General features: G+C 68.4%; 11 protein-coding genes. 9 read left to right on the forward strand and 2 right to left on the reverse strand.

All coding sequences use genetic code 11. The features are described 5' to 3' along the window. Positions 1-101: 101 nt before the first annotated feature. From ACZ4RZ_RS13420 to ACZ4RZ_RS13445, 6 genes are all read left to right on the forward strand, one after another. Entirely contained in the window at positions 102-1151 is a 1050-nt protein-coding gene (locus tag ACZ4RZ_RS13420) for an ABC transporter substrate-binding protein (protein WP_467744236.1), read from the forward strand. A gap of 42 nt (positions 1152-1193) precedes the next feature. Beyond that, positions 1194-2105 carry a siderophore-interacting protein gene (locus ACZ4RZ_RS13425; protein ID WP_467744238.1) on the forward strand — a complete coding sequence of 304 codons (912 nt, stop codon included), beginning with the start codon at positions 1194-1196 and terminating at the stop codon, positions 2103-2105. 273 nt (positions 2106-2378) lie between these two features. Next, positions 2379-3845, forward strand: a complete 1467-nt coding sequence (desA, locus tag ACZ4RZ_RS13430; protein WP_467744240.1) for a lysine decarboxylase DesA — start codon at positions 2379-2381, stop codon at positions 3843-3845. After that, positions 3829-5112 (forward strand): lysine N(6)-hydroxylase/L-ornithine N(5)-oxygenase family protein, encoded by a 1284-nt coding sequence (locus ACZ4RZ_RS13435; RefSeq protein WP_467744242.1) that lies wholly within the window; start codon positions 3829-3831, stop codon positions 5110-5112. The genes desA and ACZ4RZ_RS13435 overlap by 17 nt, the downstream gene beginning before the upstream one ends. Before the next feature lie 14 nt (positions 5113-5126). Next, positions 5127-5669, forward strand: coding sequence for a GNAT family N-acetyltransferase (locus tag ACZ4RZ_RS13440; protein ID WP_467744338.1), 543 nt, complete (start codon positions 5127-5129; stop codon positions 5667-5669). Then, entirely contained in the window at positions 5666-7438 is a 1773-nt protein-coding gene (locus ACZ4RZ_RS13445; protein WP_467744244.1) for an IucA/IucC family protein, read from the forward strand. Before ACZ4RZ_RS13440 ends, ACZ4RZ_RS13445 begins: the two co-directional genes overlap by 4 nt. 48 nt (positions 7439-7486) lie before the next feature. Here ACZ4RZ_RS13445 and ACZ4RZ_RS13450 read toward each other — a convergent pair whose 3' ends face one another. Beyond that, positions 7487-9079 carry a beta-N-acetylhexosaminidase gene (locus tag ACZ4RZ_RS13450; RefSeq protein ID WP_467744246.1) on the reverse strand — a complete coding sequence of 531 codons (1593 nt, stop codon included), beginning with the start codon at positions 9077-9079 and terminating at the stop codon, positions 7487-7489. A 111-nt stretch (positions 9080-9190) separates the two neighbouring features. On the opposite strand from ACZ4RZ_RS13450, the gene ACZ4RZ_RS13455 reads away from it, so the two are divergent. Beyond that, positions 9191-10069, forward strand: coding sequence for a DUF4429 domain-containing protein (locus ACZ4RZ_RS13455; protein ID WP_467744248.1), 879 nt, complete (start codon positions 9191-9193; stop codon positions 10067-10069). A gap of 67 nt (positions 10070-10136) precedes the next feature. Here ACZ4RZ_RS13455 and ACZ4RZ_RS13460 read toward each other — a convergent pair whose 3' ends face one another. Continuing rightward, entirely contained in the window at positions 10137-11708 is a 1572-nt protein-coding gene (locus ACZ4RZ_RS13460; protein ID WP_467744340.1) for a purple acid phosphatase family protein, read from the reverse strand. Positions 11709-11872: 164 nt separating this feature from the next. On the opposite strand from ACZ4RZ_RS13460, the gene ACZ4RZ_RS13465 reads away from it, so the two are divergent. Further along, complete coding sequence (locus ACZ4RZ_RS13465; protein WP_467744250.1) at positions 11873-12130, forward strand: hypothetical protein; 258 nt, start codon at positions 11873-11875, stop codon at positions 12128-12130. A 63-nt stretch (positions 12131-12193) separates the two neighbouring features. After that, positions 12194-14011: a glutamine--fructose-6-phosphate transaminase (isomerizing) gene (gene glmS, locus ACZ4RZ_RS13470; RefSeq protein WP_467744252.1), complete on the forward strand. Its 1818-nt coding sequence runs from the start codon at positions 12194-12196 to the stop codon at positions 14009-14011. Positions 14012-14102: the final 91 nt, after the last annotated feature.

A 14102-nucleotide genomic window follows, 5' to 3' on the forward strand; every position in this document is an offset into this window, starting at 1 on the left:
TGCGGAGTGCCCCGCCCCCTGGACAAGTAGTGAGGTTAGGCTAACCTACCTTCGAACTTGTCCGGCGGGCGGTCCGCCCCGTGCCGAAAGCAGCCACACTCATGCCCAACGCCCGTGCCACCCACCTCACCCGTCGCGGCATCCTCGCCGCGGGCGGCGCCCTCGGCCTCGGTGCCGTCCTCGCCGCCTGCGGCGACGACAACGACTCGAAAAGCGGTGGCTCGGGCTCGACCGAGGCCGCCGAGAAGTCCGGTCCCTGGACCTTCAAGGACGACCGCGGCACGACGGTGAAGATGGACAAGATCCCGGCGAACATCGTCGCCTTCACCGGTGTCGCCGCCGCGCTGTACGACTACGGCATCGAGGTCAAGGGTGTCTTCGGCCCGACCAGGACCAAGAACGGCAAGGCCGATGTCCAGGCCGGCGACATGGACATCAGCAAGGTGACGATTCTCGGCAACGAGTGGGGCCAGTTCAACATCGAGAAGTACGCGGGCCTCGCCCCCGACGTCCTGATCTCGACGATGTTCGACGACGCGGGCACCCTCTGGTACGTCCCCGAGGAGTCCAAGGCCAAGATCCTCAAGCTGGCCCCGAGCGTCGGCATCTCCGTCTACGACGTGCAGATGCCCAAGCCGCTGGAGCGCATGCTCGCGCTCGCCGAGTCGCTCGGCGCCGATGTGAAGTCCGCGAAGATCACCGAGGCGAAGAAGAGGTTCGAGACGGCCGCCGAGCGTCTGCGCAAGGCCGCCAAGGCCCGCCCGGAGATCAAGGTCCTGGCCGGCTCCGCGAGTCAGGACATCTTCTACGTCTCCGGCTCCAACCTCTCCATCGACCTGGAGTACTTCAAGGCCCTCGGCGTGAACCTGGTCGAGCCGTCGGCCAAGGCCCTGAAGGCCAGCGGCGGCTGGTTCGAGAACCTGAGCTGGGAGAACGTCGACAAGTACCCGGCCGACATCCTCATCATGGACGACCGCTCCTCGACCATCCAGCCGGCCGACATCTCCGAGGCCACCTGGAAGAAGCTGCCCGCCGTCAAGGCCGGCCAGGTCATCGCGCGCACGCCCGAGCCGATCCTGTCCTACGACAAGTGCACCCCGATCCTCGACAACCTCGCCGAGGCCATCGAGAAGGCCAAGAAGGTCGCCTGACACCCCCTGTCGTGACCCCCTGACGATGACTCAGGAGCACTTATGACGACGGCCGTAGTCGCCCCGTTCCGTTTCTTCACCCTCCAGGTCGTACGGACGAGGCGGCTCGGCCCGTCGCTGGTCCGGGTGACCTTCGCGGGCCCCGATCTGCAGATGTTCCACTCCAATGGACGCGACCAGAGCCTGTCGCTCTTCCTGCCGCACCCGGGCCAGCCCGAGCCCGTCGTCCCCATCGAACTGGGATGGGGGTCCCCCAGCTCGAGCGAAGCCGAGAGTGGGGGAGGCTGGTGGCAGGGCTGGCGCGAACTCCCGGACGACGTACGGGCGGTGATGCGCTCGTACACCCTGCGCGCCCTGCGGCGGAACCCCGACGAGATCGACATCGACTTCGTACTGCACGGCGTGGAGCCGGGGGCGGCGACGCCCGCGGGGCCCGCGTCGCTCTGGGCATCCCGAGCGGCCGCCGGCGACCGCGTCGTCCTGCTCGGCCCGGCGATCGAGGACAACAGGGCGATCCGCTTCCGCCCGCCCGAGGACACCGATCTGGTTGTCATCTGGGGCGACGAGACCGCCGTCCCCGCCGCCTCGGCCATCCTCGAATCGCTGCCGGCGAGCACCCGCGTCCGCGCCTGGCTGGAGGTCCATCACGCCGGCGACATCCAGGACTTGGCGACCTCGGCCGACGCCGAGATCACCTGGCTCGTACGCGGCGACGTCCCCCACTGCCTTAACGGCGTGGGAGGTGCCCCCACCTCCAAGGCCGTCGACGCCGTACGAGCCGCCCGACTCCCGCCCGCCGAAGCGCCGTACGCCTGGATCGCGGGCGAGTCGGGACAGGTGAAGGAGTTGCGCCGCCATCTCGTGCGCGAGCGCGGGATCGACCGCAGGCGGGTCACCTTCGTGGGCTACTGGCGGCGCGGGCTGAGCGAGGAGCAACTGCGCGAATCAGAGTGAGCCGTAGGGGCGCGCCGGTGTCGAGAGTGCATGGGGGTCCCTCCCGCTCGAGCGAAGCCGAGAGTGGGGGAGCGCGGAGGCCCGGAGGGTTGAGCACGGTCGTGCTCTCGACACCGGCTGGAGCGCCCCGGAGACGAACGACCAAAAAAAGGGGAGTGACGGCAGTCACGGGAGGGGCGGGCATTAACTTAGGTTAGGCTAACCTAAGTTGAAGTCCTCGACTTCCGCCCCTCTCCTGTCCCGCACGGACTGTCCCCACCGGAGGACCCCCACATGCGCTCGCACCTGCTCAATGACACGACTGCGGAGCACTACCGCCGCTCCGTGACGGAAGGCGTAGAGCGGGTGGCGGCCAAACTCGCCACCAATGAACGGCCGTTCACCGGCGTCACGGTCGACGCCCTCGCTCCCCGCATCGAGCAGATCGACCTGGACCGCCCGCTGCACGACACCACGGCGGTCCTCGACGAGCTGGAGGAGGTCTATCTCCGGGACGCGATCTACTTCCACCACCCGCGCTACCTCGCGCACCTCAACTGCCCGGTCGTCATCCCGGCCGTGCTCGGCGAAGCCGTCCTCTCCGCCGTCAACTCCTCGCTGGACACCTGGGACCAGTCGGCCGGCGGCACCCTCATCGAGCGCAAGCTCATCGACTGGACCAACGAGCGCATCGGCCTCGGCCCGGCCGCCGACGGCGTGTTCACCAGCGGCGGCAGCCAGTCCAACCTCCAGGCGCTGCTGCTGGCCCGTGAGGAGGCCAAGCCAGGGCAGGCAGGGTGGGAACCCGGGGACAGCCTCGCCAAACTGCGTATCTTCGCCTCCGCGGTGAGCCACTTCAGCGTGAAGAAGTCGGCGAAACTGCTCGGCCTGAGCCAGGACTCCGTCGTCTCGATCCCCGTCGACCACGACAAGCGCCTGCAGACGGTCGCCCTCGCCCATGAACTGGAGCGCTGCAAGAAGGACGGCCTGGTCCCCATGGCCGTCGTCGCCACCGCGGGCACCACCGACTTCGGCTCCATCGACCCCCTGCCCGAAATCGCCGAGCTGTGCGCCCAGTTCGGCACCTGGATGCACGTCGACGCCGCCTACGGCTGCGGACTGCTCACCTCGCTGAAGAACCGGGACCGCCTCGCCGGTATCGAGCGCGCCGACTCCGTCACCGTCGACTACCACAAGTCCTTCTTCCAGCCGGTGAGTTCGTCCGCCGTGCTCGTCCGGGACGCCTCCACGCTGCGCCACGCGACGTACCACGCCGAGTACCTGAACCCCCGCCGCATGGTCCAGGAGCGCATCCCCAACCAGGTCGACAAGTCCCTGCAGACCACCCGCCGTTTCGACGCGCTCAAGCTGTGGATGACGCTGCGCGTGATGGGCGCCGACGGCATCGGCGAACTCTTCGACGAGGTCTGCGACCTGGCGGCGGAGGGCTGGAAGCTGCTGGCCGCCGACCCGCGCTACGACGTCGTGGTCGAGCCGTCCCTCTCCACCCTGGTCTTCCGCTGCATCCCGGCCGCCGTCACCGACCCGGCCGAGATCGACCGCGCCAACCTCTACGCCCGCAAGGCCCTGTTCGCCTCCGGTGACGCCGTTGTGGCGGGCACCAAGGTCGGCGGCCGCCACTACCTGAAGTTCACCCTGCTCAACCCCGAGACCACGACGGACGACATCTCCGCCGTACTCGATCTGATCGCCGGCCACGCCGAGCAGTACCTGGGAGAGTCCCTTGACCGCGCTTCCTGAAGCCACGAACAAGACCTACGACTTCGTGGGGATCGGGCTCGGGCCCTTCAACCTCGGCCTCGCCTGTCTCACCGAGCCCATCGCCGAACTCGACGGCGTCTTCCTGGACTCGAAGCCCGGCTTCGAGTGGCACGCGGGCATGTTCCTCGACGGTGCCCACCTCCAGACCCCGTTCATGTCGGACCTGGTCACCCTGGCCGACCCGACGTCGCCGTACTCCTTCCTGAACTATCTGAAGGAGAAGGGCCGACTGTACTCGTTCTACATCCGCGAGAACTTCTACCCGCTGCGGGTCGAGTACGACGACTACTGCCGCTGGGCGGCCAACAGGCTCACCAGCGTCCGCTTCAGCACGACGGTGACCGAAGTGACGTACGACGAAGGAGCCGAGGTCTACCTCGTACGGACCGAGGCCGGCGACACGTTCCGCGCCCGCCACCTGGTCCTCGGCACCGGCACCCCGCCGTACCTCCCCGAGGCCTGCGCGGGCCTGGGCGGCGACTTCATCCACAACTCCCGGTATGTGCAGCACAAGCAGGAGTTGCAGCGCAAGGAGTCGATCACGCTGGTCGGCAGCGGTCAGTCCGCCGCCGAGATCTACTACGACCTGCTCAGCGAGATCGACGTGCACGGCTACCGGCTGAACTGGGTCACCCGCTCGCCGCGCTTCTTCCCGCTGGAGTACACGAAACTCACGCTGGAGATGACCTCCCCGGAGTACATCGACTACTACCACGCGCTGCCGGAGCAGACCCGCTACCGCCTCACGGCCCAGCAGAAGGGCCTGTTCAAGGGCATCGACGGCGACCTGATCAACGAGATCTTCGACCTGCTCTACCAGAAGAACCTCGGCGGCCCGGTCCCCACCCGTCTGCTCACCAACTCCTCACTGAACACCGTCACTTACCGCGACGGCGTCTACGAGCTTGGCCTGCGCCAGGAGGAGCAGGAGAAGGACTACGAGCTGCGCTCCGAGGGCCTGATCCTCGCCACCGGTTACCAGTACGCCGAGCCGGAGTTCCTCAAGCCCGTCCAGGACCGGCTGCGCCACGACTCACAGGGCAACTTCGACATCGCCCGCAACTACTCGATCGACACCACGGGCCGCGGGGTCTTCCTCCAGAACGCCGGCGTCCACACGCACAGCATCACGTCCCCGGACCTGGGCATGGGCGCGTACCGCAACGCGTACATCATCCGTGAGCTGCTCGGCACCGAGTACTACCCCGTCGAGAAGACGATCGCGTTCCAGGAGTTCTCCGCATGAGCACCACGAGCCGTATGAACACCACCGACTTCGGCACCTTCACCATCCGCCCCCTCGACCCCACCGAGGACGCCGAGCTGCTGCACGGCTGGGTCACCCACCCCAAGGCCGCCTTCTGGATGATGCAGGAGGCGAAACTGCCGGATGTGGAGCGCGAGTACATGGCCATCGCGGCCAGCGAGTACCACGACGCGTTCCTCGGGCTGCTGGACGGCGAGCCCGTCTTCCTCATGGAGCGCTACGACCCGGCGCACGTCGAGCTCGTCGGCCTGTACGAGCCGCGGCCCGGCGACGTCGGCATGCACTTCCTCGTCGCGCCGAGCGACACCCCCGTGCACGGCTTCACCCGGGCCGTGATCACCGCCGTGATGGAGCACCTGTTCGCCGACCCGGCGACCGCGCGCGTCGTGGTCGAACCCGACGTACGCAACAAGCCCGTGCATGCCCTCAACGAAGCCGTCGGCTTCATACCCGAGCGAGAGATCCAGAAGCCGGAGAAGAAGGCGCTGCTGAGCTTCTGCACCCGGGAGCAGTTCGAGAAGGCGGGGGCCGCATGAGCCTCGCCGACGCCGTCGCCCACCTCTCCCCCGAGCGCTGGGCCCGAGCCAACCGCCTCCTCGTCCGTAAGGCGCTCGCCGAGTTCGCCCACGAGCGGCTGATCACGCCGGAGAGCCTCCCGGACGGCCGCTACGAGGTCCGCAGCGACGACGGTCTCACCCGCTACCGCTTCACCGCCCGCCTCCGCTCGCTCGACCACTGGCAGGTCGACGCCGAGTCGATCACCCGGCACCGCGACGGCGGCGAACTGCCGCTTGCCGCGCTCGACTTCTTCATCGAGCTGAAGAAGTCCCTCGGCCTGAGCGACGAGGTGCTGCCGGTCTACCTGGAGGAGATCTCCTCCACCCTCTCGGGCACCTGCTTCAAGCTCACCAAGCCGCAGATCCCGGTCGGCGAGCTGGTTCGCTCGGGCTTCCAGGCCATCGAGACCGGTATGACCGAGGGCCACCCCTGCTTCGTCGCCAACAACGGGCGGCTCGGCTTCGGGGTGCACGAGTACCTCTCGTACGCCCCCGAGACCGCGAGCCCGGTCCGAGTGGTGTGGCTGGCCGCACACCGCTCGCGGGCCGCGTTCACGGCCGGTGCGGGCATCGACTACGAGTCGTTCGTGCGCGAGGAGTTGGGCGCGGGGACGGTGGAGCGGTTCGCCGCGATCCTCACCGGCCAGGGTCTCGCCCCCGAGGACTACCTGCTCATCCCCGTCCACCCCTGGCAGTGGTGGAACAAGCTCTCCGTGACCTTCGCGGCCGAGGTCGCCCAGCGGCACCTCGTCTGCCTCGGCGAGGGCGACGACGAATACCTGGCCCAGCAGTCGATCCGGACGTTCTTCAACCAGTCCCGCCCCGAGAAGCACTACGTCAAAACGGCGCTCTCCGTCCTCAACATGGGCTTCATGCGCGGTCTGTCCGCCGCCTACATGGAGGCGACCCCGGCGATCAACGACTGGCTGGCCCAACTCGTCGAGAACGACCCGGTGTTGAAGTCGACCGGCCTGTCGGTCATCCGCGAGCGTGCCGCGGTCGGCTACCGCCACCTGGAGTACGAGGCCGCCACGGACCGCTACTCCCCGTACCGCAAAATGCTCGCCGCCCTGTGGCGCGAGAGCCCGGTGTCCTCGCTCCGGGAGGGCGAGACCCTGGCCACCATGGCGTCCCTCGCACACGTCGACCACGAGGGCGCGTCCTTCGCGGGCGCGCTGATCGAACAGTCGGGGCTGACGCCGGTGGAGTGGCTGCGCCGCTATCTGCGCGCCTACTTCACGCCGCTGCTGCACAGCTTCTACGCGTACGACCTCGTCTACATGCCGCACGGCGAGAACGTCATCCTGGTCCTCAAGGACGGCGCCGTGCAGCGTGCGATCTACAAGGACATCGCCGAGGAGATCGCGGTCATGGACCCGCAGGCGGTGCTGCCGCCCGCGGTCGAGCGGATCCGCGTCGAGGTCCCCGAGGACAAGAAACTCCTGTCCCTCTTCACGGACGTCTTCGACTGCTTCTTCCGCTTCCTCGCCGCGAACCTCGCCGACGAGGGCATCCTCGACGAGGACGACTTCTGGCGGACGGTCGCCGAGTCCGTGCGCGAGTACCAGGACGCGACGCCCGAACTCGCCGACAAATTCCAGCAGTACGACATGTTCGCGCCCCAGTTCGCGCTGTCCTGCCTCAATCGCCTCCAGCTGCGCGACAACAAGCAGATGGTCGACCTGGCGGATCCGTCGGGCGCGCTGCAGCTGGCCGGCAGCCTGAAGAACCCGATCGCGGGTCTCTGAAGCCGGGTGGGGCTCAGGAGACGGTCCTCCCGAGCCCCACCTCCGTCACTAGGACGCGGGCCAGGGAACCTGGGGCGACCGGTAGTACCCGATCCCCAGCGCCTCCCAGCGCGGCGCCTGCGCCGCGAGCCGCACCTTGTACGTGTCCCAGTCGTGCGTCGACGCGGGCGACCAGCCGAGCTCGGCGGCACCGGGCAGCCGCGGGAACGTCATGTAGTCGATGTGGTCGGAGTTCAGAATCGTCTCCGTCCACAACGGCGCTTCCACTCCCCGGATCGCCGACCCCGGGGCTCCCGGCAGGTAGCTGCCCGGGTCCCAGTCGTAGGACCGCTTCACCTCGACCAGACCCGCCCAGTCCTGCCCCAGCGGGGTGTCAGCGGTGTACTTCATGTCGAGGTAGAGCCGGTCGGCCGGCGACAGGACGAGGCCCGTCCCGTTCTGCGCGGCCTTGGCGACCTGCGCCTTCTCCTCGGCACTGGTGTCGTCGAGCCCCCAGTACTGCGCGATGGCGCCCTTCGCCGGAGTGGCCCCGGTCAGCTGGTGCCAGCCGATCACCGTCTTGCCGTACTTGGCGACAATGGGCTGCACCTTGTCCATGAAGGCGACGTAGTCGGCGTGGCTGGTGGAGTGGGCCTCGTCCCCGCCGATGTGCAGGTACGTGCCGGGCGTGATCGCGGCCAGCTCCCGGATCACGTCGTCCACGAAGTCGTACGTCACCGGCTTCGCCACGCACAGCGAGCTGAAGCCGACGTCCGTGCCGGTGTAGAGCGGCGGCGCGACCCCGTCGCAGTTCAGCTGCGCGTACGAGGCGAGCGCGGCGTTGGTGTGCCCCGGCATGTCGATCTCCGGGACGACCTCCAGATAGCGCGAGGCGGCGTACTGGACGATCTCTTTGTACTGAGCCTTGGTGTAGTAGCCGCCCTGTCCGCCGCCGACCTGCGTGGAGCCGCCGTAGGTGGCGAGGCGCGGCCACGAGTCGATCGCGATGCGCCAGCCCTGGTCGTCACTCAGGTGCAGATGCAGCTTGTTGACCTTGTAGAGGGCCAACTCGTCGATGTAGCGCTTGACTTGGCCGACGGTGAAGAAGTGCCGGGAGACGTCGAGCATCGCGCCGCGGTAGCCGTAGCGCGGGGTGTCCTTGATGGTGCCGCCCGCGACCAGCCAGGGTCCGCGCTGTACGGAGTTCTTCTCGACGGAGGCCGGGAGGAGCTGGCGCAGGGTCTGGACGCCGTGGAAGAGCCCGGCGGGCCTGCCGGCCGTGATGGTGACACCGTCCCGGCCACTGTCGAGGCGGTAGCCCTCATCGCCCAGTCCCGTGCCGCCGAGCCGGAGTCGAATGGATCCCCCGCCGTGCGAGGTGACCGGCAGCCGGTAGCCGGTGGAGGGACGCAGAATGTCCGCGAGGTACTCGCCGACCCGGCGGGCCTCCCGCGAGTCGTCGTCGATACGTATACGGGTGTCACTGGTGATGCGGTACGCGGATCCGCCCGCGTGGACCGAGGCCGGGGCCGGGACCACCTGCCCCAGGGGGGCCGCGGTTCGGTCGGCCGCGGCGGGTGCCGCGCCGACGACGGAGATACCGGCAGCTGCCACGAGCAGCAGCGTACCGAGAAGGCGGGGCGTTCTGTGGTGCTGTCTCACATGCGCTCCCTTCGAATGGCCCTTCGCACGGGCCGTGCGCACGATCCTGCGCACGGCCCTGCAAATTGGTAAAGACCACTCTCCCGCAGACCCGGTGAAACAATCCCCCTCATGGCGGAAATCATCCAGAGGGACGGCACGTGGACCTTCGACGGCGACGCACTGCGGCTGACACCGGGACGCGACAAGAACGTCAGTCTGCTCCGCAAGACCCTGGGTGAACTGGCCGTTCCGCTCGGCGCGTTGGCGGGCGTCTCCTTCGAGCAGGGCAAGAAGGCCGGGCGGCTCAGGCTCAGGCTGCGCGACGGCGCCGACCCGCTGCTCCAGGCGACCGGCGGCAAGCTCGCCAAGCCGAACGACCCCTACCAGCTCACCGTCGAGTCCGACCGCTACGGCGTCGCCGAGTACTTCGTGGACGAGGTGCGCAACGCACTGCTCCTTGATGAGGTGCCCTCCGACCCCGTCGACGGCTACCTGCTGCCCGGTCCCTCCGTGCCGCTGTCGGCCTCCGCCGGTGACGGCACCGCGAGCTTCGACGGCGAGCAGGTACGCCTGGAGTGGAACTGGAAGACGGAGGACGCGAAGGCCGCCGCGGGCGCGCGCTCGCTCGCCCTGAGCGACATCACGGCCGTCGAGTGGCATCCCGCGGTCGGCCTGGAGAACGGCTGCCTGCGCTTCGTCGTGCGCGGCGCGGAGACCAAGGCCCCACCGAAGTACGACCCCAACTCCGTGGAGCTGTGGGGCTTCAAGAAGGACCCGCTGATGGCGCTGGTCGCGGCGGCCGTGCAGGCGCGGCTGCCGCATCCGACGGCTCCCGTCGATCAGGAACGGGTGAAAGAACTGCGGCCCGCCCCGGCACCGGCCTCCGCCGAGGCCGACCACGACGCCCTCCTGCGCCGCCTGCGCGAGCTCGGCGACCTGCGCAAGGAGGGCGTCCTGACGGACGAGGAGTTCGTGCTGGCCAAGCAGGCGGTCCTCAGGCGCATGTAGGAACAGCGCCGGTGCGGACCGCCCGCCCGGATGCCGTGCGCCCCGCCTTCCGGGCGCGCGGCGGGGGCTACTTCGCCCTGCGCGCCACCGTGAAGTGGTCGATCCGGTCACCGGTCTCGGCGATGCCCTGGACCTTCAGGGTGGTGTAGTGGCCCTTCGGCGCGGGGGTGACGTCCACGCGCAGGAAGGAGTAGTTGAGGTAGCGGACGCGCGACCAGGTGACGGTCTCGTTCTGCTTGCCGTCCTTGAGGTTGATGAAGGAGGCCACGGAGTCGACCTCGTTCTCGTGACCCTCGTACGAGTCCGGGGCGGTGAACGCGTACAGGCTGCGGCCCGCCGCACCCGCCGTCACGTACACCACGCCCTCGGTCTCGGAGTACGCCGTCTCGCCGATCGGCAGCTTCTTGGTGACCTCGTTGCCCTTGATGACGTCCGTGCGCTCGTACTGGTGGTTGTGGCCGTTGATGACCAGGTCGACCGAGTACTTGTCGAACAGCGGCACCCACTCCTGGCGCACGCCCCCCTCCGAGGCGTGCGCCGTGGAGGTGCAGTACGCGCAGTGGTGGAAGAACACGATGATGAAGTCGATGTCCTTCGCGGCACGGAACTTCTTCAGCTGGCCCTCGAACCACTTCGTCTGGGTGCCGCCGGAGATGCCGAGGTTGGCCGGGATCTCGAACGAGACGTCGTTGGGGTCCAGGGAGATGATCGCCGTGTTGCCGTAGACGAAGGAGTAGACGCCCGGGAGGTTCTTCTTGTCCGGACCGTTGTCGGGGAGGGTCCAGCGGGCCTCCTCACCGCCGTAGCCGTTGGGCGAGTACCAGGCCTCCATGTCGTGGTTGCCGTACGAGACCATCCACGGGACCTGCTTGGCGACCGACTCGGTCTGGTAGAGGAACTGGTCCCAGGTGCGCGAGTCGAACCCGGTGTCGGTGGTCTTGCCCGCACCGGCCGGGTCGCCGTAGGCGATGTCGCCGGCGTGCAGGTGGAACGCCGGGTTCTGGCCGAGGATCAGGCTATCGTTGGCCAGGGCGTGGTAGCTGACGCCCTGGTCGCCGAAGGCCGTGAAGGTGAACGGCGCCTTGTGGGCGGGGGCGGTGGTGAAGGTGCCGAGGGTGCCCAGCAGGTGGGGCTCGGCCGGGTCGAAGCCCGCGTGGCCGACGCCGTAGTAGTACGTCTTGCCGGGGCGCAGGTGGGTGAGCTGGGCGTGCATGTAGTACTGCGTGTGGTCGCCGCTCGCGCCGACGCCGGCCGGGGTGTAGAGGCTGCGGACCTCGGCCTCGATCTTGCGGGTGAGGTCCCAGGGGTGGGCGCCGATGCGTATGAACGGCTTGTCGACAGCGGTCGGGACCTGCCAGGAGACGGTCATCTCGGTGCGCGGGTCGGCACCGTAGGCAAGGTGGCGGCCGAAGGGGGCGACGAGCGCGCCGTCGACCTTCTGCGTCGACGTGGAGGTCGCGGTCCGCTGCGTCGGCACCGCGGCCTGGGCGACGGCGCCCGGTACGAAGGCGCCGCCCGCGACGGCGCCCAGAGTCACGGCGCCGCCTCTGATCATGTTGCGCCGGGAGAACTTGGCGCGGAGATACTCGTGCTGCTCGGCCATGCTCATTCGCTCGGCGAGCTTCTCCGGTACGCCCATGCGTGGAGTGTCCATGGCCACAGAAGTTGCTCCCGGCAATCGACGCGGCGCAAGACACAGGATGGACAGCTTCCGAACAGCCCCCCATAAGAGTTTCAACAGACACTTGCCCGATATCGGGCAGGATTCTTGCGAATCGGCTTCCCTTACCTCAGGATCAACGGGTGCACGACGAACTTGTTGATCATCTGACGCGGTCCTCGCCCCTGAACCGGGGCGAGGCGCTGCGGGTGATCCAGGACGTGCTCGCCTACTTCGACGAGGCGACCGAGGACTACGTCCGTCGCCGCCACCGCGAGCTCCAGGCCCAGGGCCTGGTGAACACGGCGATCTTCGAACGGATCGAAGCGGACCTGAAGTACCGGGCGGTCGCACCGCCGGAGCTCACGCTCAGGCAGCTGCGGCGCATTGTCTACGGCTGACCGCCCCGGCTACGACCGGCGCCGGGCGAACACTCACCAATAGAGGGGACAGAAGGACCGTATATGTGCGGAATCGTGGGATATATCGGAAAGCGTGATGTGGCGCCGCTCCTGCTGGAGGGCCTGCAGCGCCTGGAGTACCGCGGCTACGACTCGGCGGGCATCGTCGTCACGACCCCGAAGTCGGCCGGCCTGAAGATGGTCAAGGCCAAGGGCCGGGTCCGTGACCTGGAGGCCAAGGTCCCCGCGCGCTTCAAGGGCACCACCGGCATCGCCCACACCCGCTGGGCCACCCACGGCGCCCCCTCCGATGTGAACGCCCACCCGCACATGTCGGCCGACAACAACGTCGCGGTCGTCCACAACGGCATCATCGACAACGCCGCCGACCTGCGGAAGAAGCTCGAGGCCGACGGCATCGAGTTCCTCTCCGAGACCGACACCGAGGTCCTCACCCACCTCATCGCCCGCTCGCAGCGGGAGAAGCTCGAGGACAAGGTCCGCGACGCGCTCCGCCTCATCGAGGGCACGTACGGCATCGCGGTCCTGCACGCCGACTTCCCCGACCGCATCGTGGTGGCCCGCAACGGCTCCCCGGTCGTCCTCGGCATCGGCGAGAAGGAGATGTTCGTCGCATCCGACGTCGCCGCCCTGGTCACCCACACCCGGCAGATAGTGACCCTCGACGACGGCGAGATGGCCACCCTCAAGGCCGACGACTTCCGTACGTACACCACCGAGGGCACCCGTACGACGGCCGAGCCGACCACCGTGGAGTGGGAGGCCGAGTCGTACGACATGGGCGGCCACGACACGTACATGCACAAGGAGATCCACGAGCAGGCCGACGCCGTGGACCGCGTGCTGCGCGGCCGCATCGACGACCGGTTCTCGACGGTGCACCTGGGCGGTCTGAACCTGGACGCCCGCGAGGCGCGCCAGATCCGCCGCGTGAAGATCCTCGGCTGCGGCACCTCGTACCACGCGGGCATGATCGGCGCCCAGATGATCGAGGAGCTCGCCCGCATCCCCGCGGACGCCGAGCCGGCCTCCGAGTTCCGCTACCGCAACGCCGTGGTCGACCCCGACACGCTGTACGTCGCCGTCTCCCAGTCCGGTGAGACCTACGACGTCCTGGCGGCCGTGCAGGAGCTCAAGCGCAAGGGCGCGCGGGTCCTGGGCGTGGTGAACGTGGTGGGCAGCGCCATCGCCCGCGAGGCCGACGGCGGCATGTACGTCCACGCGGGCCCCGAGGTCTGCGTCGTCTCCACCAAGTGCTTCACGAACACGACCGTCGCCTTCGCGCTGCTCGCCCTGCACCTCGGCCGCACCCGTGACCTGTCGGTCCGCGACGGCAAGCGGATCATCGAGGGCCTGCGCAAGCTGCCCGGCCAGATCTCCGAGATCCTTCAGCAGGAGGACGAGATCAAGAAGCTGGCCGAGCAGTACGCAGAGGCCCGCTCGATGCTCTTCATCGGCCGCGTCCGGGGCTACCCGGTGGCCCGTGAGGCCTCCCTGAAGCTCAAGGAGGTCTCGTACATCCACGCCGAGGCCTACCCCGCCTCCGAGCTCAAGCACGGCCCGCTGGCGCTCATCGAGCCCGCGCTCCCCACGGTCGCGATCGTCCCCGACGACGACCTCCTGGAGAAGAACCGCGCCGCCCTGGAGGAGATCAAGGCCCGCAGCGGCAAGATCCTCGCGGTCGCCCACCAGGAGCAGGAGAAGGCCGACCAGACGATCGTCGTCCCGAAGAACGAGGACGAGCTGGACCCGATACTCATGGGCATCCCGCTGCAACTCCTCGCCTACCACACGGCGTTGGCGCTGGGCCGCGACATCGACAAGCCCAGGAACCTCGCCAAGTCGGTCACCGTGGAATAGAAATCCACAAGACCACCGAAGCGATGGTCGAGGAACCCTCGCGGCGAGCAACCAGGTCCGCGAGAGCGGCGCCGGTTCAGGCGCAGAACTG

It is taken from the genome of Streptomyces sp. NPDC027189, from assembly GCF_055566975.1.

Excerpts from the sequence above, each read along its gene's own strand:
- ACZ4RZ_RS13420 (WP_467744236.1), top strand. The coding sequence starts at position 102 with ATGCCCAACGCCCGTGCCACCCACCTCACCCGTCGCGGCATCCTCGCC.
- ACZ4RZ_RS13425 (WP_467744238.1), top strand. The coding sequence starts at position 1,194 with ATGACGACGGCCGTAGTCGCCCCGTTCCGTTTCTTCACCCTCCAGGTC.
- desA (WP_467744240.1), top strand. The coding sequence starts at position 2,379 with ATGCGCTCGCACCTGCTCAATGACACGACTGCGGAGCACTACCGCCGC.
- ACZ4RZ_RS13440 (WP_467744338.1), top strand. The coding sequence starts at position 5,127 with ATGAACACCACCGACTTCGGCACCTTCACCATCCGCCCCCTCGACCCC.
- ACZ4RZ_RS13445 (WP_467744244.1), top strand. The coding sequence starts at position 5,666 with ATGAGCCTCGCCGACGCCGTCGCCCACCTCTCCCCCGAGCGCTGGGCC.
- ACZ4RZ_RS13455 (WP_467744248.1), top strand. The coding sequence starts at position 9,191 with ATGGCGGAAATCATCCAGAGGGACGGCACGTGGACCTTCGACGGCGAC.
- ACZ4RZ_RS13460 (WP_467744340.1), bottom strand. The coding sequence starts at position 11,708 with ATGGGCGTACCGGAGAAGCTCGCCGAGCGAATGAGCATGGCCGAGCAG.
- glmS (WP_467744252.1), top strand. The coding sequence starts at position 12,194 with ATGTGCGGAATCGTGGGATATATCGGAAAGCGTGATGTGGCGCCGCTC.